Origin of the sequence: Streptomyces sp. NPDC003077 (assembly GCF_040611095.1) — a bacterium.
Classification (GTDB): domain Bacteria; phylum Actinomycetota; class Actinomycetes; order Streptomycetales; family Streptomycetaceae; genus Streptomyces.
Window position 1 is genome coordinate 24,616 of record NZ_JBEXNM010000003.1, and the last position, 25,733, is coordinate 50,348.

Annotated in this window: 19 protein-coding genes and 1 pseudogene; 15 read left to right on the forward strand and 5 right to left on the reverse strand. The window is 72.2% G+C overall.

Annotated elements, in window-relative coordinates:
* The first annotated feature begins 71 nt into the window (after window positions 1-71).
* Window positions 72-1,280, forward strand: a complete 1,209-nt coding sequence (locus tag ABZX96_RS02930) for a helix-turn-helix domain-containing protein (protein ID WP_355536781.1) — start codon at window positions 72-74, stop codon at window positions 1,278-1,280.
* A 394-nt stretch (window positions 1,281-1,674) separates the two neighbouring features.
* Here ABZX96_RS02930 and ABZX96_RS02935 read toward each other — a convergent pair whose 3' ends face one another.
* Both ABZX96_RS02935 and ABZX96_RS02940 read right to left on the reverse strand, forming a co-directional pair.
* On the reverse strand, window positions 1,675-3,702 hold the full coding sequence (locus ABZX96_RS02935; RefSeq protein WP_355536784.1) for a non-reducing end alpha-L-arabinofuranosidase family hydrolase: 2,028 nt from the start codon (window positions 3,700-3,702) through the stop codon (window positions 1,675-1,677).
* Window positions 3,703-4,320: 618 nt separating this feature from the next.
* On the reverse strand, window positions 4,321-5,919 hold the full coding sequence (locus ABZX96_RS02940; protein WP_355536787.1) for a sigma-70 family RNA polymerase sigma factor: 1,599 nt from the start codon (window positions 5,917-5,919) through the stop codon (window positions 4,321-4,323).
* Window positions 5,920-6,046: 127 nt separating this feature from the next.
* Between ABZX96_RS02940 and ABZX96_RS02945 the strand changes: the two are divergent.
* The 6 genes and pseudogenes from ABZX96_RS02945 to ABZX96_RS02970 all read left to right on the forward strand — a co-directional run.
* Window positions 6,047-6,235: pseudogene (locus ABZX96_RS02945) on the forward strand (hypothetical protein); the annotation flags it as partial.
* Between the two features lie 997 nt (window positions 6,236-7,232).
* Entirely contained in the window at window positions 7,233-9,206 is a 1,974-nt protein-coding gene (locus ABZX96_RS02950; protein ID WP_355536790.1) for a fatty acyl-AMP ligase, read from the forward strand.
* Entirely contained in the window at window positions 9,203-10,204 is a 1,002-nt protein-coding gene (locus tag ABZX96_RS02955) for a beta-ketoacyl-ACP synthase 3 (protein ID WP_355536792.1), read from the forward strand. The genes ABZX96_RS02950 and ABZX96_RS02955 overlap by 4 nt, the downstream gene beginning before the upstream one ends.
* A 398-nt stretch (window positions 10,205-10,602) precedes the next feature.
* Entirely contained in the window at window positions 10,603-11,418 is an 816-nt protein-coding gene (locus ABZX96_RS02960; RefSeq protein ID WP_355536795.1) for a 3-oxoacyl-ACP reductase family protein, read from the forward strand.
* A gap of 109 nt (window positions 11,419-11,527) precedes the next feature.
* Window positions 11,528-13,258 carry an alpha/beta fold hydrolase gene (locus ABZX96_RS02965; protein WP_355536798.1) on the forward strand — a complete coding sequence of 577 codons (1,731 nt, stop codon included), beginning with the start codon at window positions 11,528-11,530 and terminating at the stop codon, window positions 13,256-13,258.
* Between the two features lie 270 nt (window positions 13,259-13,528).
* Window positions 13,529-14,458: an alpha/beta fold hydrolase gene (locus ABZX96_RS02970; RefSeq protein WP_355536801.1), complete on the forward strand. Its 930-nt coding sequence runs from the start codon at window positions 13,529-13,531 to the stop codon at window positions 14,456-14,458.
* A gap of 540 nt (window positions 14,459-14,998) precedes the next feature.
* On the opposite strand, the gene ABZX96_RS02975 is transcribed toward ABZX96_RS02970, so the two are convergent.
* From ABZX96_RS02975 to ABZX96_RS02985, 3 genes are all read right to left on the reverse strand, one after another.
* Complete coding sequence (locus tag ABZX96_RS02975; protein ID WP_355536804.1) at window positions 14,999-15,403, reverse strand: four-helix bundle copper-binding protein; 405 nt, start codon at window positions 15,401-15,403, stop codon at window positions 14,999-15,001.
* Between the two features lie 131 nt (window positions 15,404-15,534).
* The gene (locus ABZX96_RS02980; protein WP_355536807.1) at window positions 15,535-15,957 is read right to left on the reverse strand and encodes a hypothetical protein; all 423 of its coding nucleotides are present in this window, start codon (window positions 15,955-15,957) and stop codon (window positions 15,535-15,537) included.
* 118 nt (window positions 15,958-16,075) lie between these two features.
* Window positions 16,076-16,708, reverse strand: coding sequence for a molybdenum cofactor guanylyltransferase (locus tag ABZX96_RS02985; RefSeq protein WP_355536810.1), 633 nt, complete (start codon window positions 16,706-16,708; stop codon window positions 16,076-16,078).
* Window positions 16,709-17,109: 401 nt separating this feature from the next.
* Here ABZX96_RS02985 and ABZX96_RS02990 point away from each other — a divergent pair, with 401 nt between their 5' ends.
* The 8 genes from ABZX96_RS02990 (at window position 17,110) to ABZX96_RS03025 (ending at window position 24,638) form a co-directional block, all read left to right on the forward strand.
* Window positions 17,110-17,583 carry a diadenosine tetraphosphate hydrolase gene (locus ABZX96_RS02990; protein WP_355536813.1) on the forward strand — a complete coding sequence of 158 codons (474 nt, stop codon included), beginning with the start codon at window positions 17,110-17,112 and terminating at the stop codon, window positions 17,581-17,583.
* Between the two features lie 317 nt (window positions 17,584-17,900).
* Window positions 17,901-19,115, forward strand: a complete 1,215-nt coding sequence (locus ABZX96_RS02995) for a hypothetical protein (protein WP_355536816.1) — start codon at window positions 17,901-17,903, stop codon at window positions 19,113-19,115.
* A 61-nt stretch (window positions 19,116-19,176) separates the two neighbouring features.
* Entirely contained in the window at window positions 19,177-19,308 is a 132-nt protein-coding gene (locus ABZX96_RS03000) for a hypothetical protein (protein WP_355536819.1), read from the forward strand.
* Between the two features lie 347 nt (window positions 19,309-19,655).
* A complete protein-coding gene (locus ABZX96_RS03005) occupies window positions 19,656-21,212 on the forward strand; it encodes a glycoside hydrolase family 3 N-terminal domain-containing protein (RefSeq protein WP_355536822.1) in 1,557 nt (518 codons plus the stop codon).
* A complete protein-coding gene (locus tag ABZX96_RS03010; RefSeq protein WP_355536825.1) occupies window positions 21,209-21,964 on the forward strand; it encodes a DUF1796 family putative cysteine peptidase in 756 nt (251 codons plus the stop codon). The genes ABZX96_RS03005 and ABZX96_RS03010 overlap by 4 nt, the downstream gene beginning before the upstream one ends.
* Window positions 21,965-22,072: 108 nt before the next feature.
* Window positions 22,073-22,828, forward strand: coding sequence for a PIG-L family deacetylase (locus ABZX96_RS03015; protein ID WP_355536828.1), 756 nt, complete (start codon window positions 22,073-22,075; stop codon window positions 22,826-22,828).
* On the forward strand, window positions 22,825-23,643 hold the full coding sequence (locus ABZX96_RS03020; RefSeq protein ID WP_355536830.1) for an ABC transporter ATP-binding protein: 819 nt from the start codon (window positions 22,825-22,827) through the stop codon (window positions 23,641-23,643). Before ABZX96_RS03015 ends, ABZX96_RS03020 begins: the two co-directional genes overlap by 4 nt.
* Window positions 23,640-24,638: an ABC transporter permease gene (locus ABZX96_RS03025; protein WP_355536833.1), complete on the forward strand. Its 999-nt coding sequence runs from the start codon at window positions 23,640-23,642 to the stop codon at window positions 24,636-24,638. The genes ABZX96_RS03020 and ABZX96_RS03025 overlap by 4 nt, the downstream gene beginning before the upstream one ends.
* Window positions 24,639-25,733: the final 1,095 nt, after the last annotated feature.

A 25,733-nucleotide genomic window follows, 5' to 3' on the forward strand; every position in this document is an offset into this window, starting at 1 on the left:
TTCACCAACGTGCTGTTGGTGAGAGCCGGTCGCCGTTTCGGGGCCGCATAAAGTGGAAGAAAGTGAACCGTATGACCACCGCCCCACCCGACGGAGAGAACACCCCCGCCGCAGCAGGCGAGAACATCGCGGTGCTGCGCAAAGCTCGCGGCCTCGATCAGAGGAAGCTTGCGCGGCAGACGCAGATTTCCGTCTCATATCTGACGAAGATCGAAACAGGGCTGCGGCCGGCCACTCCACCGGTCGTGGCGGCCCTCGCCAAAGCTCTGCATGTGTCCACTGCTCGCATTTACGGGCAGCCGTTTCTCCACCCGTCCGAGCAGGCTGATCTGCTGAACGATCTCAGGGCCGCCGTCCGGCGCCACACCCTTCCCCAGGAGGACGTTCCGGAGCTGGCGGCTCTCCACGCGTCCCTGCGGAACGCAGCCGAGCTGCGAGCGGAAACGAAGTACCTGGAGCTGCTGCGGACCCTGCCCGCGCTTCTGGGGCAGGTCACCGCCGTGGCCCTTGCGGCAGACGGTGACGCGACCGCTTGGGGCAACGTGGCGGACGTGTACGGGTGCGCCTACGCGGTGGCGCACCGGGTCGGGCAGCCCGACCTTGCCGACATGATCGTCTCCCGGCAGCAGTGGGCCGCCCGGCAGACGTGGAACCCCGTCGCGGAGGTGGGGGCCGCTTGGAATCTCGCTGGGACGTTTCAGTCGGCGGGCCAATACGAAGAGGGCCTGGCCACCATCGACCAAGCCATTGTCCAGTTCGAGCGGGCCCGCACCGAGGGTGCCGACCGTGTCCTGGCTCTGGGCTCTTTGCATCTCCGTGGGGTCGTCCTGGCCTCTCGTCACAAGGACCGCAACGCCACGATCGCGCACGTCGAGAAGGCCAAGGCGTTGGCGGAGGAGCTACCGGTGTCCCATGACCTGCTGCGGCACAACCTGACCTTCGGCAAGGGGAACACGGCCCTGTACGAGCTGGCCGCGTTCGTCGAGCTCGAACAGCCGCGGAGGGCCGTCGAGATGGCCAACCCCTTGCTGGGTCGGCCGCCCGCGGGGCTGAAGGCGTCCCGGGTCGGACGCCTGTACATCGACACGGCGAGGGCCAAGCTGGCGGTGAACGATCACGTGGGTGCCGAAGAGGCTCTGAATCTGGCGTTCTCGGTGGCCCCTCAAATGGCGGAGATACACCCCATGTCTCGTGAGGTGCTGCGGGTGCTCTTCGTCAGCCATCAGAGGAGCAAGCCGGATTTGCTGAAGATGGCGAAGCGGTCCGGGTTGATTGACTAAGGGTTTGCAGGTCATCAACGTGTTGCTTCCCGTTCTGAGGCTCGTGCCCAACTGCCCGGGAGGTGCGCGGTGTTGTTCCCGCATCACGGAGAGCGGCGGCGACAGCGCCGCACCCCCGAGCCATCTTGAACAACCGCCCGAGAACGCCCCGCCGGAGCAAGCCGGCGGGGCGTCCTCGTATCAGGTCCCCGTCTACGCGGAATTCCCGTCGGAGCGCGGCGACAGAAGCACCTCATGTGTCACGGGTGTGTCACCAATCCTGTGGATGCTCTCGCGCCACAAGGCTCCATCCCGGACGTGCCCACTCATCCTGGACCACGTGGACGGACGCCCCTGGACGGCTTCTGCGACATGGGGTGGTGTTCTCCTTGCGTATCGCCGTGGGCCGGGCGGGTCAGCGCTGCAGAGTGAGGAGACCCGGCCGGTAGGGGAGTCGTTCGTAGGGGCCGCCCGCTGTGGGGGACTTGCCCTGGTAGAGGAATTGCAGGTTGCAGGGGTCGATGGTCATGGTCTGGTCGGGGTTGTTGCGGACCAGGTCACCGTGGCTGATGTCGTCGGTCCAGGTGGCACCGCTGTTGGCCTTGCCCGCGAAGGGGTGGCGTTCGTCGGCGGCCTGCGGGGTCCACGTACCGTTCAGGCTGGAGGCCGTGAACGAGCGGAAGTAGCGCGTCTGGTGCGCGCCCTTTGCCTCGACGATCATGAGGTACTGGTTCCGGCCTTGCACCTTGTAGACCTGCGGTGCCTCGAACAGGTTGTCCGGCGTGTCGCTCATGACCGTCGTGTACGAGGAGCCGAAGTTGCCCGGGAAGTTCCCGATCGGCATGCTCGCCCGGTAGATCTTGCCGTTGTCACCGGCGAAGAACAGGTACATGTTCTGTCCGTCGGCGATCAGGGTCTGGTCGATCGGGCCGGTGGGGGAGAGGGCGCGGGGGATGCTGCCGGTGAACAGCGGATGGGGCGCGGACCAGCCGTTCGGGTTGGTGGGGTCGCTCGACGTGCGGTAGATGAAGGGCCACGCACCCCACTGGTACGCCAGCACCCAGATCCTCTTGGGGGCGAAGTAGAACAGGGTGGGCGCCACCGCGGCCTGATTCATGCCGGTCTGGCGGGCCGACGCCATGTCCGACCAGTTCGTGAAGGGGCTGAAGGCCATCGAGCCGTACGAGGTCCCGGTCGCGCTCGTCCCGTAGACCACGTGCTTGCCGTTGTGCACCACGTTGGTGAAGTCCTTCACCGCGGCCCACCCGTTCGAGGGCTGCGCGAGAGGACCCGTCGATTTCCACTTGTACGTCGAGGGAAGAGCACACGCGCCGCCGCCCGCCCCGGACGGGGCGGGCCACTTCTGGCCGGTACCGCCGGCCGTCGTGGCCGGGGTGGTACCGGGACCGGAATGGAAAGCGTTCATGATGGCGGTGTACGCGGGCTTCGGCCTGCCGTTGTCGTCGAACAGCAGGGGGCGCTCGTCGCGGCGCCAGGAGTCGCTGTCACGGATTCCCCACACCGTGATGCCGGTGCACCGGGCCACGGGCAGGCAGGCCCTGACCGTGTTCGCGTAGTGGACGGGTGATGCCTGGGCGATGTCCAGCTCGGTGATCTGGACGTCGACGCCCAGGGCGGCGAAGGCGGCCAAGGTGGTCTTGAAGCTCGCCGGCGGGCCGCCCGTCCCGAAGTGGCTCTGGAACCCGACGCAGTCGATGGGCACGCCGCGGGACTTGAAGTCCTTGACCATGCGGTAGACGCCCTGGGTCTTGGCGTCCGGCCAGTTCTCGATGTTGTAGTCGTTGTAGCAGAGCTTGGCCGAGGGGTCGGCCGCACGGGCGGTGCGGAACGCTTCCTCGATGTGGCCGTCGCCCAGCAGGTCCTGGAACTTCGAACCGCGGTGCTGGGAGGAGCCGTCGGCGAAGGCTTCGTTGACCACGTCCCAGGCGTAGATCTTGCCCTTGAAGTGCTTCATCTCGGTGGTGATGTGGTTCTTCATCGCACTGCGCAGGGTGTTGGCGTCGGTGATGGACTTCACCCAGCCGGGCAGCTGTTTGTACCAGACCAGGGCGTGGCCGCGTATCCGCTGTCTGTGCGCGGTGGCGTGGCCGACGATCCGGTCGGCCGGGCCGAAGGTGAAGGTGCCGCGGGAGGGTTCGGTGGCGTCCCACTTCATCTCGTTCTCCGGGGTGATCATGTTGAATTCCCGGTCGAGAATCGTGGAGTACGTCGGGTCTCCGAGCCTTCCGGCAGCCACGGCCGTGCCGAAGTACCTGCCCGAGGGGGCCGCCTGCGTACTCAAGGGCGCGGCTCCGGCGGAGCTGGGGGCCGCGGCTCCGGCGGAGCTGGGGAGGAACGTCACGACTCCGGCCGTCATCACCGCGGCCGACAGTCCTGCCGTCAGTGTCCGGCGGCTCCGGCGGAGCCGGTGCAGGCGCTTCACGATTCTCCTCGGGGTTCGCGGGTCATCCGGGGGGCCGTGTTCGTGCGCGCACCGGCCGGTGCGGCCTGACCTGCCGCGGGGTGGGTGCGGTGCGGGACGTGGGGCCGTCCCTGCCTGTCGGCCACCCGGGGTTGGCGGGTGTGTCGCGTCATGAGGTCCGCTTTCTTCAGGGGATACGTCAACGGGATGTGGAGGAGACCTGCCACGCCGGCGCCTCATGGCGAGCGGCGGGAAGGGCACCCCTGAAGTGGAGGCTTTCGAACACGCGGCCCCGTAACAGAAAAGTCGCGCCGCCCGGACGATTGCCCAGTGATGCATCTCGCAGGCAGAAAGCGTTATGCCGAGCCCCGTGATCTGGTCGTCCCCGTAGAGAGGGCGTGGCGCGGTGATCAACGGCGAAGGTTGTGGAGTGACGGCGGTGGCGGTCAGGCCGGTCACGGCGGGGCAGCCGTCGATGAAACGCGGGCCGAAGCTGGACGCGGCGCAGGCCCCGGCTCACTACCGCGCAGTGCTCGGCTCACTGCGGAGGGGAGAGAGAAAGACGTGGCGCGGGCTCGTTGCCGAGGGCACACCGGCTGTCACCGAGTGACCCGGCCCAGGATGCTCAAGGAGCGGTTCTCAGGCCCGGGCCCCGCGCGTGATGAAGGAAGCCTGACCGGCGAAGGCCCGAGTGCCGTCGGAGCCGTCGAGCCAGATGCCGCCGTCGCGGTGGCGGAGGACCGACCCGGGATAGTTGTGCGCGTGCAGGGTCACCGACCCGGCGACCGCCCCGGGGCGCGGACAGAAGGTGGCGTCTTCACGGAACAGTCCGCTGCCGTCGTTGGTGCTCAGCCGTAGCCGCAGGTACTGGTGGCGAAGGTACCGGCCGTCCGCCGCGCGGAAGGTGACGCACCGTGTGTCGGCCAGTCCCCCGACGACCGTGAAGGTGACCCGTCGCGGTGCCTGCGCGCCGCTGGGCGCGGATTCTCGGCCGCCGAGTGTCGCGAAGTCCCCGGCATACGTGACGAACAGACCGGGTTGGTCCACGGACTCCAGCGATTGTGCGCCCAGCGGAATCGTGCCTGCTACGGCGGACGGACTCGCCGGGGAAGGTTGAGGTGACGTGGTGGTGTGCGACGGGGTCGGTTGGGGTGACGTGGTGGTGCGCGACGGGGGCGGCGTGGAGGTGCGGGACAGGGTCGGCGTGGGGGTGCCGACCGTGGAGGGGGCGATGGCGGCGGGCACCCGAGGCGCCGGTTCGGGCCAGGCCGCGTAGGTGGCGGTCCCGGCTATGAGCACCGCGCCGGTGGCGAGGCTCACCATCGGATGAGCGGTCACCACGTGCAGTTTCCCGATCAGCGAGCCGTGCAGACCGCTTCCCCCCGTCGCCGTGCCGACGGTGACGTGTGCCGCGGCCAGCCCGGCGCTGCCTGCGGCAGCCGCTCCCGACAGCAGACCCTTGGCGGCCAGCGCGGCGAGGAGCGCGGCCGGGACGGCCAGCGGCGCGATGTCGAGAAGCAGCAGTTCGGCCGGAACCCGTTCGGTCGTCGTGCAGACCGGGCAGTCGCGGGTGTGCCGCGCGATCCGCTTGCGCCACACAGACGTGGGGATCCCGTCCCAGCCGGCGACGGTCTCGTTCAGCCCCGGACAGCGCGGGTCCGCCTCCAGGGCGGCGACGATCGTCCGGCTCAGTTCCAGTTGCTCGCGCATACGCTGCAGGCGTACTCCGGCGTGGGCGGCGCTGAGCTCCATCGCGTCGGCGATGTCCTGACGGCTCAGCAAGCCGGCGCATTCCTGCCACCACAACGACAGCAGCACCCGATGGTCCGGGTCGAGCCACCGGCCGGCTTCGACCACCTGACGGCGCTCGTCCGACATGTGCAGACGCAGGATCGTCACGTCCTCAAGCGCGGCGCCGACGCGCGGTGTCCGGAGTGCCTCGTCGATGACCGTGGTCCGGTCGGCGAGAGTGCGTTGCCGGTGCCAGTGCGTATTGATCTGGCGGAGCGTGATCGAGACCAGCCAGGACCGGAAACTCTCCGGGGCACGCAGGTCCGGCAGGTCGCGCACCACGCGCAGCAGGGTCTCCTGGACGACGTCGTCCACGTCGGCATGTCCGCTCAGCGCCCGCCCGACGATGTTGTAGAGCAATGGCAGGTACGCGGCGATCAGCTTCTCGCGCGCCCGGTCGTCACCCGCCTGCGCCGCGACAACCAGCTCCGCGTGGCCCGCGTCCATGAGCCCCATCCCACCTTCATCAAGGGAGCGATCCGCCGAGTACGGCGGCATACATTAGCGTTGGCAAAGGTGAACGGCCAAAGCCTGCGCCTTGAGGGCTGTCCCGTGAGTGCTGGTCGCGGGTGAGATGAGCTTGTCGTGGCTGGCGTATCACGGTGTCGGAGCCGTCCCGTCCTTGGCAGCCCCGTTCGCCGGGCTGGGCCCCCGGCGGTTCGGCAAGCTGATCACCGCGCCGCAGCGTGAGGGGGCCGGTTCGGTGCGCAAGGGCCGGTTCTGGAGTCTGCTGCTGGGGGGCCGGGTCCTGCTGGTCGCGGCCCGGCTCATCGCCGCCGGTCGGCCGGTCCCCGGCAACCGCGACGACCGCACGGTGTGGGAACTGCCGGGGCGAAGGGCGCTGTGGGCCGCACCACCGTCATCGCCGACGGCGGGTGCCGGGGCGCCGGTCTGGCCATTGACATTCGCGGCCTGGCCATTGGCGATCGTATTCGTCCGCCCGGCCGCAACCGATCGCCATAAAGAACATAAGCAACCGGCGCTCACCAACACTCCGTTGGCGATGGCCGATTGCTTTCCCGGCACGCGGCGCTGGCGGTAGGTCTCGGATACGAGGGGTCGGCTCCCGTCGGCATTCCACCAGCGTGGCGCCGGTTTTCCCTCGGGCTGCCCCACCCCGAGGAGACGAGGAACCGTGGTGCCCTCCGCTCGGCGGCCCCTTCGCCGGGTCGGGCACTCGTCCAGTGCACTGCCTTTCGCCGGGCGGGGCAAGCCCGCAACACCGGCGTGCGGGAGCCCGGTTGGGACGGCTCGGTTGACGGCCGCCCCCTGTGCACGGCGCATGGGTCTGCTGGAGGCGGTTTCGGGGGCGGTGGAGCGCACGGGGCGCCGCCGCCCGTTCTCGGGAAAAGCCGAGAAAAAGGGCATGTTGGGCGGCGGTGGGGGAGGTGCGGGGCGGGCGTGAACGCGTGGAAGCTCTGCGATCCCAGTGCTTCGTCCGCCCCGATGGTGGCCGTTTGGCACCTCCGCCCAAAGACGCAAAAGTCCATAGAACGAGCATGAAAGCGGGCAGTCGTTGCCCCGCGGCACGGCCGCTTCGGAGGGCGGCCCAAAGAAATCCCCCGATTCTCGATCGCCCACCGCGCATGCCGACCAGGCCGGCGCGCTTCGGTCCGACAGGCCGATGTCGTCGTCGCTCGGCGCTACAGGGGCGGTCACCCACCCGCATCACCAGCCAAGCAAGGGCCGACGCGTTCCTCCGTGTCGCGTGGCCCCGGCGTGCACTGCGCCATTGCTCGACACCCTTCCAGGAGGGACCCGTGAATCTGCCGAGTGGAACTGAACTGCTGACCACCGTGCTGCGGCAGTTGACGAAACCATCCGCCGCGACGGCCGGCGGGACGATCGTGCGAGACATCCGGTCGGACGTGGCCGAGGCCCGGCAACAGGAGGAAACCGTGATGAGTGTCGGGACGTCCGGCGCGGCCCCGGAGGAGGTCGCGACAGTGCTGGAGGCCTTGGGCAGGCAGGTCGGTGAACAGCCCGACCGGACCGCCTACGTGTTCCTGCGCGATGGGGAGGAGGTGTCGGAGACGGTCACCTACCGGCAGCTCGACGAGGTGGCCCGGATGCGGGCCCGGCGGCTGCGCGCGGCCGGGTTGGGGGATCGCAGGGCGTTGCTTCTGTATCCGGCGGGCCTGGAATTCGTACGGACCTTGGTGGGCTGCATGTACGCCCGGGTGGCGGCCGTCCCCGTGCCGGTGCCGCACCGGCAGGAGGCCGTCCGGGCGCTGCGGTGCATCGCGCACGACGCCGGGACGACGACCGTACTGACGACGGCGGAGGTCAAAGCCGAGTTGGAAAATCGGTTCGCCCAACTCCCCGAGCTGCGCGGACTCACTCTGGTGGCCACGGACAACGGCGCCCCGGCCCTGCGGACGGCCGGGGAGCTGCCCGAGGTGAACGGCGGTGACCTGGCGCTGCTGCAGTACACCTCGGGCTCCACCGGCGTCCCCAAGGGGGTCATGGTCAGCCACGCGAACCTGCTGACCAGCGCCGCGCAGACCGAGCAGCGGCTGCCCCTGGCCGCGGACGGCGCGATGGTGAGCTGGCTGCCGCACTTCCACGACATGGGGATGATGTTCGGCATCGTCATGCCGCTGTACGCCGGGGTGCCCGCGTATCTCATGCCTCCGCAGGCGTTCATCCGCCGCCCGGCGCGCTGGCCCGAGGCCATGGCCCGCTTCGGCGCGACGCACAGCGCGGCACCGAGCTTCGCCTATGAACTGTGCGCCCGTGCCGCCGCCGTGGGGGAGATGAGCAAGGTCGGGGACCTGTCCCGGTGGCGGTACGCGGCCAATGGCGCCGAACCGGTGCGGCTGGCGGCGATCGACGCGTTCGCGGCGGCGTTCGCGCCCTACGGGTTCGACCGGCGGGCGATGTGCCCGGGCTACGGGCTGGCGGAGAACACCCTCACCGCGACCGTCACCGTGGGCGGCCGGGGCCCCGGGGTGCTGTGGCTGTCCGCCGCCGCCCTGTGCGAGGGCCGCGCCGAGCAGACCGCGCCGCACGCCGCCGACGCGACGGCCCTGGTCAGCAGCGGCCCACCGGTGCGCGGTACGGAGGTGCGCATCGTCGATCCGGTGACACGGCACCCGCTGCCGGAGGGGACGGTGGGTGAGATCTGGGTCAGCGGACCTTCGGTGACGGCCGGTTACTGGAACAAGCCGCTCGCCACCGAGGACACCTTCCGCGCCCGGCCGGCCGACCAGCGCCGGACGCCGCTGGGACGCAAGGACGCCGAGCACGCCCCCGTACGGGCCGCGTCCGCGTACCTGCGCACCGGTGACCTCGGCTTCCTGCACGCCGGAGAGCTGTACGTGGCCGGGCGGCTCAAGGACGTCATCATCCACCAGGGACGCAACCACTACCCGCAGGACATCGAGCTGTCGGCCGAGCGCGCCGTCCCCGGGCTGCACCCCAACGCGGCGGTCGCCTTCTCGGTGGACGACGGTGAACGGGAGCGCCTCGTCCTGGCGGTGGAGGCCGACGGCCGGGTGCTCAAGAGGATCGGCGCGCAGGGCGTGCGCGAACGGGTCAGCCGCGCCGTGCGCGACGGGCACCGGCTGTACGCCGACGAAGTCCTGGTCGTCCGGCGGGGGACGCTGTCGCGGACCACGAGCGGGAAGATCCAGCGCCAGGCGTGCCGACGCGCGTACGAGGCCGGGCTGTTCGCCGGCGCGGAGGACAAGCCCCGTACGGCGGCGGCTCCCAGGAGGGACGAGGCCTCATGACCGTGCCGCGCACTACCAGGCGCCGCGCCGGATCGCGGATCGTCGGCGTGGGGGCCTACCGGCCCACCCGCGTCGTCGACAACCACGAGATCGGCGCCCGCATCGGCGTCAGCCCGCAGTGGATCGAACGCCGCTCGGGCATCGTCACCCGCCGGTTCGCCGGGCCGCAGGAGACGGTCGTCAGCATGGCCGTCGACGCGGGACGCAAGGCGCTCGCCCAGGCCGGGATGAACCCGGCCGACGTGGACACGGTGCTGCTGGCCACCACCTCCTTCACCGGCCAACTCCCCACCGCCGCACCACGGGTGGCCAAAGGGCTGGGAGCCGCCCCCGCCGCGGCCTTCGCCGTGCACGCCGCCTGTGCCGGTTTCTGCTACGCCCTCGCCCAGGCGGACTGCCTGATCCGCTCCGGCGAGGCCGAGACCGTCCTCGTCATCGGCTCGGAGAAGATGACCGACATCGTCGATCCGCACGACAACAGCACCGCGTTCCTGTTCGCGGACGGCGCCGGCGCCGTCGTCGTCACGGCCGGTGACACCCCCGGCATCGGGCCGGTGGCCTGGGGGTCCGACGGCGCACGCCACCGCACCATCGGCATGGGTCCCCGGTCCGCGACCGTGGCCGGCGATCCCGGTACGGGGCCGCCCGTCCTGCGGATAGACGGGCTGGAGCTGTACCGGTGGGCTGTCACCACCCTGCCCGAGGTCGCCCGCGAGGCGGTGCGCACCGCCGGACTGCGCACCGAGGACCTGGCCGCCTTCATCCCGCACCAGGCCAACGCCCGCATCATCGACACCCTCACCGCCTCGCTCGCCCTGCCCCCGTACACCGTGGTGGCCAGGAACATCACCGAGGCGGGCAACACCTCGGCCGCCTCCATCCCTCTCGCCGTCGACGATCTCCTCGCCCGGGGGCTGGCCGCTCGCGGGGACCTGGCTCTGCTCGTGGGGTACGGGGCGGGGCTGGCCTACGCGGCGCAGGTCATCTCGTTGCCCTGAGGAGATCGGGGGCGTCCGCCCCTGCCGTGTCCTCTGCCCCATCCCGTGTCCTCTGTTCGACCTCGGCTGACTGTCCGCCCCCTGCTGACTGTCCGACCTCGGCTGACCGTTCCCTGTCGGCTGACGGTCCCTCCGTTGGCCGACAGGCCCCTTCGGCCGGCTGTCCCGTTTCGTCCTCTGTCCCCCTTCGTCCTCTGCCCCCTTCGTTCCGGATCCCGAGGCCCCGGGGCCCCAACCTCCCGGGGCCCAAGCCCCCTGGCCCCCAAGGCCCCTACCCCCAAGCCCCCAAGCTGCCTGGCCGCCAAGGCCCGAGCCTCGATCCCCCGAGGCCTCAAGTCCTTCGGCAAGCCGCCCGCACTGCCCCGCTCGTCCCACCTCCAGTCACCCAGGAGACCCCCATGCACACGCTCCAATCCGCTCAGCCGCCCGCCCGAACCGACCTCTCCGGCAAGGTCGCCCTGGTCACCGGCGGGGCGGGCGGTATCGGCCTCGCCATCTGCCGGGAACTGATCCGGGCGGGGGCCGCCGTCGCGGCGGGCTACCACTCGTCCGCGGAGGCGGCCGAGGTGGCCGCCGAGCGGTTCGCCCGGCTCGGCGCCGACTTCTCCCTCCACCGCGCCGACGTGTCCCGGGCCGAGGACTGCTACCGCCTGACCGCCGAAACCCTTGAGCGGCACGGCCGCGTCGACATCCTCGTCAACAACGCCGGCATGACCCGCCCGGCGATGGCCACGGACGTGCCCGACAAGGACTGGGACCAGATCCTCGCCACCAACCTCTCCGGCCCGTTCTACCTGGCCAAGCGCCTGCTGCCCGGGATGATCGAGCGCGGGTCGGGCCGGATCGTCAACCTGTCCTCCGTCGTCGGACAGACCGGGACCATCGGCCAGGCTCCCTACGCCAGCGCCAAGGCCGGTCTGATCGGCCTGACCACGTGCCTGGCCCGGGACGCGGCCGTCCTGGCCGCCAAGGCGGGCACCCTCAGCGACACCGGACCGGCCGTGACCGTCAACGCCGTGGCGCCCGGAATGATCGACACGCCGATGACGGACACCATCCCACCCCGCATCCGCACCCGCCTCCTCGCCGGCATCCCCCTCGGACGGGACGGGGCTCCGCACGAGGTCGCCCGCGTCGTCGTGTTCCTGTGCCAGGACGCGTCCTCGTACATCACCGGACAGGTGTGGTCCGTCAACGGCGGCATGCACATGTGAGCACGGGCCGGCGGTGGCGACCACCGTCACCGTCGGCCCCACCGCCCGCGCGTCCCGGGGCGGCGATCCCCTTCCGCCCCAGGCCCACCCCCGCCCGAAGGAGTCCGGCGTGACATCGACACCCCACCCCTTCTTCACGGCCGACGACCGGGAACTCCTCGCCCGGCCCGGCACGCACCTGTCGCGCACCGCACGCCAGGCCGCGCTCGCGGCACGCTGGTTCGCCACCTCCCTCGCGCCGGTCCGGCAGGGCCTGGCCGACCACTGGCCCCAGGCCGTCCACGCCGTCCTCCGAGCGGCGGGCGACAGCGCGACCGCCGCCTCCTCCACCCTCGCCTACGGCGTCGATCACCCGTCCGCCACGCTGGCCGTGCCCGACAAGGGCGACCGGCGCTTCCGCGACGAGGCCTGGCGCACCCACCGCTACTTCCACCTCTTGCAGCAGCTCTACCTGCTCGGTGACCGGCTGGCACACGACCTCGTGGACGTCGCGAACCTCTCCGGCCGGGAGCGCCACCGGGCCCACCTGGCCGTCCAGTTCCTGATGGAGGCCCTGTCCCCGACCAACACCGTGCCGGGCAACCCCGAGGTCCTGCGCCAGGCCGTGCGCAGCCGCGGCGCCAGCCTCGTACGCGGCGTCCGGACCGCCCTGGCCGACCTCGCGCACCACCACGGCCGCCCCCGCCAGGTCGAGCCGTCGGCCTTCACCGTGGGCCGCGACCTGGCCACCACTCCCGGCCGGGTGGTCCTGCGCACCCCCCTGATGGAGCTCATCCAGTACCAGCCGCAGACCCCCACCGTGCACGCCGTCCCGCTGGTGATCAGCCCACCGTGGATCAACAAGTACTACGTGCTGGACCTCGCCCCCGGCCGCAGCCTCGTCGAATGGGCCGTCCGCAACGGGCACACCGTCTTCTGCCCCAGCTACCGCAATCCCGACCGCGACCTCGGCCGCGTCACCTTGGGGGACTTCATGTGCGAGGGGCTGCTCACCGCCTGCCGGGTGACCCAGGAGATCACCGGGTCACCCCAGGTCAACCTCCTGGGCGTCTGCAACGGCGGCACGCTGGCGGTCATGCTCCAGGCCTGGCTCGCGGCCGGCAAGGACGACACCATCCGCAGCACCACCCTGCTCAACACCTACATCGACTTCGCGGACAAGGGCGTCTGGGGCGCCCTGTGCGACGAGGCCACCATCGCCGACGCGGAACGCCTCACCGGCGAACGCGGCCGGATCGACGGGCACGCCCTCGCCCTGCTCTTCGACCTGCTGCGCGGCAAGGACCTGTTCTGGCACCACTTCGTCCGCACCTGGCTGATGGGAGAACGACCCCCCGCCTTCGACCTGCTGTCGTGGAACAACGACGTCACCGACATCCCCGCCGACGCCCACCACGAGTACGTCCACGACCTCTTCCTCGGCAACAAACTGGCCGCGGGCACGCTCACCACCGAAGGGCGCCTCCTGCGCCTGGACCACTGCCACGAGGACGTCTTCGTGGTCGCCGCCCAGAACGACCACCTCGTCCCCTGGTGGTCCGCCTACCAGGGAGCCCGCAGGCTCGCCGGAGACGTCCGCTTCATCCTCTCCTCCGGAGGCCACGTTGCCGGAGTCGTCAACCCGCCGTGCCCCAAGGCGGCCCACTGGTCCCTCCCCGGCCCCCTCCCGTCCGACTCCGATCAGTGGCTCGCCTCCGCGCGGCACCACCGCCTGTCCTGGTGGCAGGCGTGGGCCGACTGGCTGGCCGAACGGTCCGGCGACCGCATCTCCCCGCCGCCCATGGGCAACGACCGCTACCCGGCCGGGGATCCGGCACCGGGGAGGTACGCCCGCCGCTGACGACGTCCCCGTCGGCCCGGGACGCGGGCCCGCCGCTGAGGACGTCCCTGTCCCTGTCCCCGTCCGTGTCCCCGTCCCTGTCCGTGTCCCCGTCTGTGTCCCTGTCCGTGTGCCCGTCCATGTCCCCGTCCCCGCGCCGAACTCCAAGCGGCCGGCCGTCCACCTTCGCCTTCCGCCGACAGCACGCCCCCCCGCGACTCCCGCGACCCCCGCACCCCCCCGCGACCCCGCACCGTGACCGAGGAAGAACCCAACCGAGAAGAGGAAGACATGTTCCCGTTCCCCACACCGACTCTCCCCATCCGCCGGCCCGAACGGGCCGGGCACCGGGTCACCGTGCAGGGCCACTCCACCCTCTACTTCGAGGCCGGCCAGGGGCCCGCCGTCCTCCTCATCCACGGCAACACCGCGACCCCCCGGACCTGGTGGCGGACCATGCACGACCTGTCCACCACCCACCGGGTCATCGCTCTGGCGCTGCCGGGTTACGGCGACACCAGCCCGCTGGAAGAGCCGGAGCACCACGCGATGGTGTCGTTCATCACCGCCTTCCTCGACGAACTGGAGGTGGAATGCGTCGCCGTGGTGGGCGACTCCCTCGGCGGCCTGTACGCCGGAGAACTCGCCCTGGCCCACCCGCACCGGGTCTCCCGCCTGGTGCTCATCGACTCCGCCGGGCTCGGACGCGCGATGAACCCGCTGCTCATCGCGGAGGCCCTGATCCCCCCGCCGATCGGCGAAGCGCTCGTCAACCTGCTCAGCCTGCCAGGCTGGGACATCGGCCGGGTCCTCACCTACGCGCTGATCACCCGGCAGCCCTGGCGGGTCCGGTGCCACATCTGGGCCACCCAGCTGCGGATGTCCCACTCCCGGACCTTCCTGCGGACCTCGCTGCGCGCCGTCCAGCTCAACGGCGGCCCGATGGGTCAACGCCACGTCCTGACCGGCAGGCTCCCGGACATCCGGGTGCCCACGCTGATCATCTGGGGCCTGACCGACTTCGAGTTCCCCGTGTACCAGGCGTTCCTGGCCGCGCGCCGGCTGCCGGACGGTCGCGTGGTCGTCATCCCCGGCGCCGGGCACGGCAGCGTCCTGGACTGCCACGAAGAAATCATGGACGCCCTCGGCCCGTTCATCCGCGACTGGCACCGGCAGGACGGACCTGCGCCGACCGACGAGGAGGGCGACGCCGCCGCCTAGAGACGGGGCACCGTCGCGTCGGATGAGGGCGCCGTCGCGTCGTTGAGGGGCGCTCGCGGTGCGCGGGTGACGATGGCTTCGGCCGGAGGTCGCCCGGTACGGCAGTCATGTCCCTGCGGTGCTGTCCCCGCGGTTCTGCACCTACGGTTCTGCACCTACGGTTCTGCACCTACGGTTCTGCACCTGCGGTTCTGTCCCTGCGGTTCCGCACCTGTTCCTGTCCCACCTGGGGTTCGCGGGTGGGACAGGGCTCGTGGGCGGGGGCGTGCCTCGGGTGGGGGACGTGCCTCGGGTGGGGTGACGGCGGGCCTGCGGGACGGGGGTGGGATCGGTGGTGGTGCCGGGTGGAGCGGGTGACTGGGGCCCCGCTCTGCCCGGCCTTTCGCTGCCGGGCGCGTTCCCCGGCCTTCCCCGGCCGGGCTTGTTCCCTGCCCTTCCTCCGGCCGGGCGCGTTTCCCTGGCCTTCCCCGGCCGGGCGCGTTCCCTGCCCTTCCCCGGTCAGGCGCGCGTCACGCACGGACAGCGCTGACGGGCAGGCAGTCAGCCCAGTGCCCGCAGCAGCTCCGCGCACGCCTGCGCGCAGCTCCGGCACGCCTCGGCGCAGACGGCACAGTGCTCGTGGGCCTGCGCATGCCGCCGGCACTCGTCCGCACAAGCACGGCACATCGCCGCGCACGCCTCCACGGCGGCCCGCCGGACCGGGCCGCCGACGGCTCCGCGGGACAGCACCCGGGCCGTCGCCTCGCAGACGTCCGCACAGTCCAGATCCGTCCGCACGCAGACGCGCAACTCCGCCACCCGCTCCTCGAACAGACAGGCATCCGCACACGCCGTACACGCCTGCGCACACACGAGACACCGCTCCACACAGGCGGCGATCAAACCCCGCTCGACGTGCCCCGGCTCTTCGGGGTGGGCGCGCAGCATCCGCTCGGCCGTGGACATCGTCACTCCGTTCCGGTGAGGACATGGGGCGGGGGTGGGGGAGAGGGGAAAAGCAAAGGGATCGGACCGGCGGGCCTCGGAGTCCGCCGCAACGGTTGCCGTGAAACTGGCACATATCCTTGCATTTATCGTCAACCGGGCATGCGTGCGACACGCCGCAACCAGCAGCTTCGTCGTATGAACGAGTTGCCGCACGGGTCGAACACGCCACAGGGGCTGACGCCGGACTGGTGGCGGGAGACGGGCGTGGTGGTCTCGATGCCGGTCTCCACGCCCCCGGCGGCTGGACGCGGCTGGAGGTGGCCAAGGAGACCGAAGCCGTCTTCCGGCTCGTCCGGATCATCGAGGACACTTTCGCCCAGCAGAGCCGCCACCTGCGGGTGCGATGTGTCACCGCCCTGGCCAATCAGGTCGTGGCCGGATCCAACTACGCTCTGGGGCTGCACGCCGAGGAGAACGGCACCACGGTGCGGCACGACGCGATCGTCTTCGACCAGCTCCGGACCGATGCCTCCGAGCTGACCGCCTTCGACGGGCGGCGGTTGAAGGGCCACTGGGACGGCACCACTTCGTCCCGGTCGTTGTTCGCGACCTTGGCCGACCAGCGGACGGCCTCGTCCCACGGGCGCGCGCTCAGGGGACGAGGGACCACCGGACCCGCCGGCCCGCCGGTCACCCGTCCGGCACCGCTGCCCACAGCTCCGCGCGGGAGCCGTTCGGTCCCGGGCCTTCGCACCGCCGCCCCGCGGCCAGGCAGGCCCGGGCCAGGGCGACCGCCTCCCACGTGTCGCAGTCGAACGACACGCCGTGGACGTCCGGCACGTACCGCAGTGCCAGACCGCCCGTCAGCGAGCGGATCGGCAGCCCGGTCAACGCCCCGTACCGCTCGGTCAGCGACGCGATCCCGCGACGGAGGGCGTCGGCGCGGTAGGCGGCGAACAGCGGGTTGTCCCGGCCCTGCGTCTCCCACATCACCACCCCGTCCGCGCCCGACTCCACCACCTGCGCCGGCAACTGCTCGACCGCCTCCCGCCGCACGAACGGCAGGTCCGCCGCCAGTACCACGACCAGCGGCGTGTCCACGGCGCGCATGCCGGCCGCCAGGGCCGCCAGCGGCCCGCCGTGAACCGGCTCCTCCCGTACGTGCCGCACCGGCCGGAGGGTGGGCCGGGGCGGCCCCACCACCACCGTCGTCCGCGCCCCGGAGCACGCCAGCACGGCGTGATCGAGCAGCGTTCTGCCGCCGACCGGGACCAGGGGCTTGTCCGCCCCGCCCAGCCGCCGCGCGCGCCCTCCGGCGAGCACGACGGCGTCGTAAGGCTCGGGACGGGTCTTCGCGCCCGGCCGCGCGGTGCGTTCCCTTCCGGCGGTTCCGACCCTTCCGGCGGTCTCGGGAACGGGGACAGGGACGGAAACGGGGACGGGGACGGGACCGGACGCCGACCACGCTCCCGCGCGCCGGCTGCGGTGCTGTCTGGCGTGCGCCTGCCTGGGAAACATGCGTCGACCTCCTGGGCCTTCGGTGAGGAGGGAGAGGAGGGAAGAGACATCGGTGCGGTGCGCGGGGAAAGAGCGACAGGAGTCCACACCGCGGAGTCCTTCCTATGGGGCTATTCCCTGAGGCCGGGGCACGGCACCCTGCCGTCGGTGACGAGCGCGGAATGCGCGCGGCCCGCCCTGACCGGGGGTGTGTACGGTCGTTGGCCATGACTGGTGACTGGCGCGAGGACCGGATCGGCAGTGCGCTCCGGGGCGAAAACCCGACGGTCCTCCGGAGGCTGGAGGCGGCGTTCGCGGTGATCGGGGACGTGCAGTTCCTGCCGGGGTACTCGGTGCTCCTGGTGGACGACCCTTCGGTGCAGCGGCTTTCGGAGCTCCCGAAGAGCAGGCGGCTGGCGTTCCTGTCCGTCATGGACGCGCTGGGGGAGGCCGTCGAACGCGCCTGTAGGCGGCTGGACCCGGCCTTCCGGCGGGTCAATCTGGAGATCCTGGGGAACACCGACCCCTTCCTCCACGCGCATGCGTGGCCGCGGTTCGACTGGGAGCCCGCCGATCTCGTGGGGCGGCCGGTGTGGTTGTACCCGCGCGCGCGGTGGAGCGACGAGGAGTACGCGCTCGGCCCGCGGCACGATGCGGTGCGTGCGGCGATCGGTGAGGAACTGGACCGCCTCGTCTCCTGACGCGTTCGGGGTGCTGAGCGGTAGCCGAGGGGAACCTACGGGCGGGAGCGAGGCGGGGATGGGGGCCCGTCCTCGCGCGGACGGCGGGTCCGTTCCCCGCACGGACCGATCGGCCGGGATCCGGCTTTCAGCAGGGCGGACGACCGTAAGTCGACGATCAACTGGTCTGGACCACGGCAGGTCTGACCGTTATGGTCCTCTCGGACGGGCGCACCGTGCGACGCCGTTCCGTCCACGGCCGGGCAGTGCTGCCCGGACCGCACGTTCGCCCCGCTCAGCCCCCCACCCCCTTGCCAGCTCTGCCCCTGGGACCGTCCGTGATCGATGTCGTGGTGGTACTCCGGGTCGAGGACGCCGTCCTCGACTTCCTCTCCGTCCTTCTCGACACCAGCGGTGACCGTGATGGTCATCTCGGTGACAACGATGTCCATGTAGTGATCGCCGAACGTGCCGAGACCTGCGTCCTGCCCGCAGGTGCCGACGCCGCCGAACGGCTCGCCCCGCTCGCGTCGCGGGTGGGCCCGATCGACGAACGCGCCGCCTCCCCAGGCCCGGCCGTGCTCGCCGACCTGATACGCCGGGCCGCGGCCGGGCGGCCCGCCCGCGTCTGGACCCACTCTCCCGCCGACAACCGCCGCAGCCGGGGCCGGGTCGGCCGGGACACCGCCCTCGCCTGCGCGCCACCGCAAGACCCGGATGCCGGCACGTCCGCGCCGTTCGAGGTGTGGCACGCCGTCGGGTACTCGCCCTACCTCCAGTTCGTCAGCGACCTGGACCGGCCGCTGGACCGCGCGCGGATCGCGGCGAAACTCGACTTCGTCAACGGCGCCTGCGAGCACCTGCTCACTGCCGCGTCGCCCGAGTTCGTGGTGCAGACGCCCCGTATTCCCGCCATCGAACGGTTCTTCGCCGCCGACGCCGAGGAACGGGAACGCCTCTTCGCCCTGCTCGCGAGTCTGGACGACGAGGCGGCGCTGGTCGCCGACCCGTGGGAGTTCCACGACTCCCCGTACGAAGCGCGGCGGCTGGACGCCACCGCCGCGTGGGTGCTGCGGCACTGCCCTCCCGCCACGGGGCCGGTGGTGGAAGTCGGCGCCTGCGAAGGGGCCTTGACGTCGCGGTTGGCGGCTCAGGGGCACCTTGTCCACGCCACCGAGCCCAACGCGCACTTCCGGTCCCGGCTGAGCGCCGCGCTGGGCGGCGCGGAAGGCGTGACGATCGGCTCCGAGGACCTTGCCGAGCTGGCGAAGGAATCCGGCTCCCGCGCCGCCGGCTACCTCCTGATCGAAATGCTGTATTACGACCAGGACCTGTCGCTGCTCGACGCCCTGCCCACCGATCTCCTCTTCCTCGCGCTGGAGCCGGAGGCACTGGAGAGCCGGGTGCGTCCCTGGCTGGCCGGGAGCGCGGTGTGGCGGGTCGCCGAGGAAGTGCCGCTGGTGGCCCCCTCGGTGGAGACGGTCTGCGGAGGCCGCGCCTATCTGAGCAAGCGGGGGAGCACCGGGGTGCTGCTGCGGCGTGCCGCTGCTTGAGCCGTGCGAGGCGTTGATCCGTACGAGGTGTTGAGCCGTACGAGGTGCCCGTTCCCACGCGGTGCCCGCGTCGGTGCCCGCGCCGGTGGGCGGGCCCGGCTTGATGGTGCGCGATGGTGACGAGTCGGTGGTGCCGGATGGTGACGAGCCGGTGGTGCCCGATGGTGACGAGTCGGTGGTGTCCGGGCGGTGAGACGGCCGGAGCTCCCGGATCCGACCCCCGTGCGGGCGCCGCCGACGGGCCTACCGGGCGGCCGTACGGTTCCCGTCCTCGTCCTCCGTCTTCGCCTCACGTCCTCGTCTGCCTTCCTCATTTCCCGTCCTCGTCCGCAGGTTTCCCCTTCTCTCCCTCTCCCTCTCCCTCCCCCTTTCCCGAGCTCCCGCCGTGCCGTTTCGCACGCGTCCCCGCTGCCCGGTCCGCCCCGCCCCGTCCCGCGCGTGAAACCCGTACGGAACGGGGGCGCGTACGGGGAAAGCGCTGATGAGCGCTTTCCCCGGCACGGCACCGCCCCACCCCCGCCCCCTCACGGAAGGCTGCCGATGCGTGCTGCCGTCTCTCTGGTGAACGCCTGTCTGATGCCTGCCTACGCGGGCCGGACGCCCCCCGAATGGATTCTGCGGGCCCTGGACCAGGGGCTGGCGGGAGTGGGGCTGTTCGGTACGAACTTCCCGGCCGCCTCGGGGTCGGTCCGTGAGGAGATCGCCGACCCGCTGCGCGCCGTCCGGCCCGACCTGCTGATCGCGCTGGACGAGGAGGGCGGGGACGTCACCCGCCTCGACTACCACCGCGGCAGCGTCTACCCGGGCAACCACGCGCTCGGCGCCGTGGACGACCCGGCGCTGACCCTGCGGGTCAACGCCGCCATCGCCCGCGACCTGCTGGCGGCGGGCGTCAACCTGTGCCTGGCGCCCTGCGCGGACGTCAACTCCCGTCCGGACAACCCGATCATCGGGGTCCGTTCCTTTGGCGACCGGCCCGACGTCGTCGCCCGGCACACCGCGGCGGCGGTGCGCGGGCTCCAGGAGTACGGCGTCGCGGCGACCCTCAAACACTTCCCCGGGCACGGTGACACCCGTACCGACTCGCACAGCGCTCTGCCGGACATCCCACGGGACCTGGCGGCGCTGTCCGCCGTCGAGCTGCCCCCGTTCGCGGCCGGGATCGCGGCCGGGGCGAAAGTGGTGATGACGGGACACATCCGGCTCGGCCTCCTCGACGACCTGCCCGCGACGCTCAGCCGCCGCGTCGTCACCGGACTGCTGCGCGAGGAGCTGGGCCACGAGGGCGTGGTGATGACCGACGCGCTGGAGATGGCGCCGATCGTGGACCGCTGGGGGTACGGCGGGGCCGCGGTCGCCGCGCTGGCCGCCGGGACCGACCTCGTCCTGCTCGGCGCGACCGACGGCGAGGAGCTGCTGCCACAGATCCACGAGGCGGTCGCCGCCGCGTTGCGCGACGGCACGCTCTCGGCGGACCGGCTGGAGGAGGCCGCGGCCCGGGTCGCCGCGCTGCGTGCCTGGGCCGATCCGACCGGGCGGCCGGTGCCGGGGCGCCTGCCGGTGCCGGGGCGCACGGGCGCGGCCAAGGACATGGACGCGGACGTGGACGCCGTCGGGCTCGTCGCGGCGCGCCGGGCGCTGCTGGCGCACGCGCTGCCGCCCGCCACCGGGCGCCCCGTGCACACGGTGCGGCTGGCGGCGCACGTCAACCTGGCGGTGGGGGAGGCTCCCTGGGGTCCGGCGGCGGCGCTGAAGGACCTGGACGCGCTCGCCTCCGCGCTGGACGTCGCACACGGCACCGACGCGGCGGACATTCCGCTGCCCTCCGGCGGGCCGCTCGCGGTGGTCGTCCGCGACGCCGCCCGCGATCCCTGGCAGCTCGCCACGCTGGAGGCGCTGCGCGCCCGCCGCCCGGACCTGATCACCGTCGAGATGGGCCTCGGCCTCCCGCTGCCGCCGGACGCGCCGCCGACGCTGCTCACCCGCGGCGCCGGGCTCGCCAACGCCACCGCCGCCGCGGAACTGCTCGCGGGCCGCGATCGGAGTGGTCGGAGTGGTCGGAGTGGTCGGCCGCGGGTGAGGGGAGTCGCGTCATGACCGGGCTCGTCACGAAAGGGCTCGTTACGAAAGGGCCGGTCACGACCGGGATCGTCAGGGCTGGTGACGGAGGAAGCCTCGGCGGTGGGTACGACGCCTGTGTCGGCCTGGGCTACCACTGCGAGTCCACCTACCAGATACGCCGCATCACCGGACGGGACCGCGCGCACTTCTTCGACTGGCTGGACCTGGACTTCGAGTCGGTGGTCGAGACCATCGAGGCGGACTTCGCCCAGGTGCTCCGCCCGGGCCTCGTCGAACCGTTCAGCGACGGCCTGTGCGCCCTCGACCGGGGCGCCGACATCCGCTTCTTCCACGACTTCCGTCCGGCCGTCCCGGGAACCCCGCTCACCCAGGCGGACATCGACGAGCAACTGCCCGCCGTGCGCGCCAAGTTCGCCGCGCTGGCCGACCGCTGGCGGGCGCTCGCCGGGTCCGGTGCGCGGGTCCTGTACGTGCACCACGACGCGTTCGACGAGCTGACCGCGCGGGACCTGCGCCGACTGCGCGCGGTGATCGCGGCCCAGCACCCGGGGCACCGCTTCGACCTGTACTGGCTGCGCCGCACGCCGCCGCCGGACGCCGACACCCTGCCGCCGGACATCGGTTGGGGCACCGTCGCCGCCGCCCCCGGCCGCTGGGAGGGCGACGACGCGGAGTGGGACGCGGCGCTCGGCCCGTATCTGGCCCCCGATGCGGTGGGCCGTCTTTCCGTTCCGGTCGGTCCGGTCCCTGCCGTTCCGATGCCTTGACGCACGTCCAGTGACGAACGTCCGGACGCCCCCTTATGAACGTCCGAATTCCCCCGATGCTCGCCCCTTACCTACCGCCCCTTGACGTACGTACGAGAGAAGCTCGCGATGTCTGATCCCACCCCGCCCCGCACCGTCATCCTCTCCCCGCATTTCGACGACGCCGCGCTTTCCCTGGGCGGCCTGATCCCCATCCTGCCCGGCCCCGTCACCGTCGTGACCGTGTACGGCGGCGCCCCCGCGCCCGGCCGCCCCGTCTCCTGGTGGGACAGCACCTGCGGCTTCTCCACCGCCGCCGAGGCGCACGGCGCCCGGCTGGCAGAGGACGCCCGGGCCTGCGAACTGCTCGGCGTCCGGCGGGTGGTGCTCGACCACCCCGACGGCCCGTACGGCGACGGCGAGGAACTGACCGGCATCGACGCCTACCTGCGCACGCTGCCGCCGGAGACCACCGTCCTGCTCCCCCTCGGCACCAACCAGCACGACCACGGGAAAGTGCGTGACCGGGCGCTGCGCGTGCTGGCCGAACTCGGCGCGCCGCTGCCGCTGATCTACGCCGACCTGCCCTACACCGGGCACCTGCCCGAGTGGGCCACCGACGGCGCCGACGACGCGCTGTGCGGCAACGAAACCTACGGCCTGGCCTACCAGGACGTACGCCACCGCTACCGCACCACCGTGGCGTACGAGCTGTCGCTGACGGACGAGCAGTGGGCCCGCAAGCGCGCGGCCGTCCTCAGCTACGCCTCCCAGCTCGCGCCGCTCGCCGCCGATCACGGCAGCCTGGCGGCGCGCTCCGGCCCGCTGCGTGCCGAGCGCGTCTGGTCCCTCGCGCCGCTCGCGTCCCCCGGGGATCCGTCGTGAGCCCCCGGCCGGTCCTCCAGGCTCGCGGCCTGGTGAAGGACTACCGGCGCGGCCGGGTCGTGGACGGTGTCGACCTCGTCGTCCACGAGGGCGAACGGGTGGGCCTGCTCGGGCCCAACGGCGCGGGCAAGACGACCACGCTGCTGATGTGCCTGGGCGCGGTCGAACCGGACGCCGGGGAGGTGACCGTCCTGGGCCACCGGCTGCCCGCGGCGCGCTCCGCCGCCATGCGGGGCGTGGGTTTCGTGGCGGGTTACCTGCCGCTGCCGGACCGGCTGAAGGTCCGCGAGTACCTGCGCCTGTACGCCGATCTGTACGGGCTGCGCGCGCCGAAGGCGTCGGTCGCGGCGGCCCTGGAACGGTTCGGGATCGGCCACCTCGCCGACGCCATCGGCACCGAACTCTCCAGCGGCCAGCGCACCCTCGTCGGCATCGCCAAGGCGACCCTGCACGCGCCCCGGCTGCTGGTCCTGGACGAACCGAGCGCCGCGCTGGACCCGGACGTCGCGCTGCGGGTGCGCACCGGACTGCTGGAACTGGCCGCGGAACAGGGCACCGCACTGCTGGTGACCAGCCACGACATGACCGAGGTGGAGCGGCTGTGCGCCCGGGTCGTCTTCCTGGCGGCCGGCCGGGTACGGGCCGACGGCACGCCGCGGGAGATCGCCGGGCGGTACCGGCAGCAGGACCTGGAAGGCGTCTTCCTGCACTTGGCGCGGGAGCGGGCCGGGGCCGGGACGGAGGCAGCCGGGGCCGGGACGGAGCGGGCTGGGTCTGGGACACAGCGGGCCCGATCCGGGACGGATGCGGCATGAGCGCTTCGGCTTCCGGTGATGGCCGGATCGTTTCCGCTGCCGGTGATGGCCGGGGCGCCTCCACTACCGGTGACGGCCTGGCCGCTTCGGCTACCGACGACGGCCGGATCGCGCCCGCCGGCGACGGCCGGGCCGTGCCCGCCGGGCCGCCGTCCTCGCCGCACGGCGGGCTGCGTGGCCCGGTGTCCGCGAGCGCGCACCGTGTCGGCGCGGTGGCGCGGCGGCACTGGCACGTTCTGCGCCGCAGTCCGCATCGTTTCTTCGACGTCCTGGTGTGGCCGGTCGTGGACACCCTCCTCTACGGCTCGATCGGCCTGTTCGCCGCGCAGGCCGCGGACGCGGCCGGGGCGCGGAGCACCGGTACGGCCGTCGCGGTGTTCCTGCTCAGTGGCACGGTCCTGTGGCACCTGGTGCATCAGACGCAGATCTCGCTGGCCACCGGGTTCCTGGAGGAGACCTGGTCGCGCAACCTGCTGGGGCTGCTCGCCACGCCGCTGCGGGGCTGGGAGTACCTGGCCGGGATCGGCCTGTTCGCCCTGGTTCGTACGGCGCTGAGCACCCTGGCGGTGGCCGCGCTCGCCTTCGCCGCGTACACCTTCGACGTGACGACGCTGGGCGTGGGGCTGCTGCCGGTCGCGGCGCTGCTGCTGGCGTGCGGCTGGGCGGTGGCGCTGGCGGTGGTCGGCCTGGTGCTGCGCTACGGCAGCGGGGCCGAGGCGCTGGCCTGGGGCGCGCTGTCGGTGGTGATGCCGCTGTCCGGGGTGTTCTATCCGGTGTCCACGCTGCCCGGTGTGCTGCGCCCGGTGGCGGAGGTGCTGCCCACCACCCACGCCTTCGCGGCGGGCCGCGCGCTGGCCTCCGGGCAGGGGATGCCGTGGCGTGAGCTGGGGCTGGCGGCCGGTGGCACGGCGGTGCTGCTGGTGCTGGCCCTGGTCTTCCTGGGCCGGATGCTGGCCGCCTTCCGTCGGCGGGGGCTGGTGACGCGGTACTCGTGACGCGCGGGGGCCGCGTCCGACGGGGGAGGGGACGGTCCGGGAGCCGTGGCCCGCGCCGTCGTGGGACGCTCGCGAAGCGGGGATGGGGCGGTGGGGCCGGACGCGCGGGTCCGTTCCGGGTCCGTTCTTCGGGGATGACTCTGACGAACGGGCCCGCGCGGCCGTCTCCTGTCCCGCTGTCACCGCTCATCGGTCGCGTCGGTGCGCCGATGTGACGACGATCATCGGTCGCGTCGGTGCGCCGATGTGACGACGATCATCGGTCGCGTCGGTGCGCCGACGTGACGACGATCATCTGTGAGCGGCCCGCAAGGTCACGATTGCGATCGCGTCTTTTCCTGGTCCCGTGCGAGAGACAAGATCACACAATGCGATGGATGAAGCGGCGCACGCCCGTCACCCCCTGCCCCCGCTGTGCCGAAGGCGTCCTCCGGTGGGAGGGCGACGAGGACGGCGTGCCCGCCGCGTACACGTATCCGGTGCTGCGCTGCACGGCCTGCCGCACGGAGTACGACCAGGACGAGGTGACCCCCGTGTACCCCGCTCCTGTCGGCGCTCCTGTCGGCCGGGAAGCGGACGACGCGTCCATACGGGCGGACGCGTCGGGTTCGGAGTCGATATCGGCGACTGTGCCGATACCCGCAGATATACCAGGACCTGTGCCGATACCGGCGGACGTGCCCGGCCCCGCCCCGACCTCACCGCCGGTGGTCCCGGCTCCGCCGGCACAGGCTCCGGCTCTGCCGCCAGAGCATCTTGTGCCCCCTTCAGGTGCACCCGTTCCAAGGCCGGAGGTTCCTGCCGCCCCGAGACCGGAGGCCCCGGCCCCGCCTTCGGGCGCTCCCGCCCTGCCCCCGGAGCCCCCGGCTCTGCCACCCGAGGCCCTGACGCCGCCACCCGAGGCCCCGGCGCCGCCTCCGAGCGCCCCCGTCCCGCGACCAGCTCCCCCGGCCTTGCCACCCGCGCCGCCGGCCCTCCCCCAGGCGGCCCCCGCCTTGCCGCCGGACGCGCCCGTCCTGCCACCGCCGCCGCGACCGGCGCAATGGCCGCCCCCGCCACCCGTCCCGGCCGCCGAGGCGCCCCGGGCCGCCGTCA

Excerpts from the sequence above, each read along its gene's own strand:
- ABZX96_RS02930 (WP_355536781.1), top strand. The coding sequence starts at position 72 with ATGACCACCGCCCCACCCGACGGAGAGAACACCCCCGCCGCAGCAGGC.
- ABZX96_RS02940 (WP_355536787.1), bottom strand. The coding sequence starts at position 5,919 with ATGGACGCGGGCCACGCGGAGCTGGTTGTCGCGGCGCAGGCGGGTGAC.
- ABZX96_RS02955 (WP_355536792.1), top strand. The coding sequence starts at position 9,203 with ATGACCGTGCCGCGCACTACCAGGCGCCGCGCCGGATCGCGGATCGTC.
- ABZX96_RS02960 (WP_355536795.1), top strand. The coding sequence starts at position 10,603 with ATGCACACGCTCCAATCCGCTCAGCCGCCCGCCCGAACCGACCTCTCC.
- ABZX96_RS02970 (WP_355536801.1), top strand. The coding sequence starts at position 13,529 with ATGTTCCCGTTCCCCACACCGACTCTCCCCATCCGCCGGCCCGAACGG.
- ABZX96_RS02975 (WP_355536804.1), bottom strand. The coding sequence starts at position 15,403 with ATGTCCACGGCCGAGCGGATGCTGCGCGCCCACCCCGAAGAGCCGGGG.
- ABZX96_RS02990 (WP_355536813.1), top strand. The coding sequence starts at position 17,110 with ATGACTGGTGACTGGCGCGAGGACCGGATCGGCAGTGCGCTCCGGGGC.
- ABZX96_RS03005 (WP_355536822.1), top strand. The coding sequence starts at position 19,656 with ATGCGTGCTGCCGTCTCTCTGGTGAACGCCTGTCTGATGCCTGCCTAC.
- ABZX96_RS03010 (WP_355536825.1), top strand. The coding sequence starts at position 21,209 with ATGACCGGGCTCGTCACGAAAGGGCTCGTTACGAAAGGGCCGGTCACG.
- ABZX96_RS03015 (WP_355536828.1), top strand. The coding sequence starts at position 22,073 with ATGTCTGATCCCACCCCGCCCCGCACCGTCATCCTCTCCCCGCATTTC.
- ABZX96_RS03025 (WP_355536833.1), top strand. The coding sequence starts at position 23,640 with ATGAGCGCTTCGGCTTCCGGTGATGGCCGGATCGTTTCCGCTGCCGGT.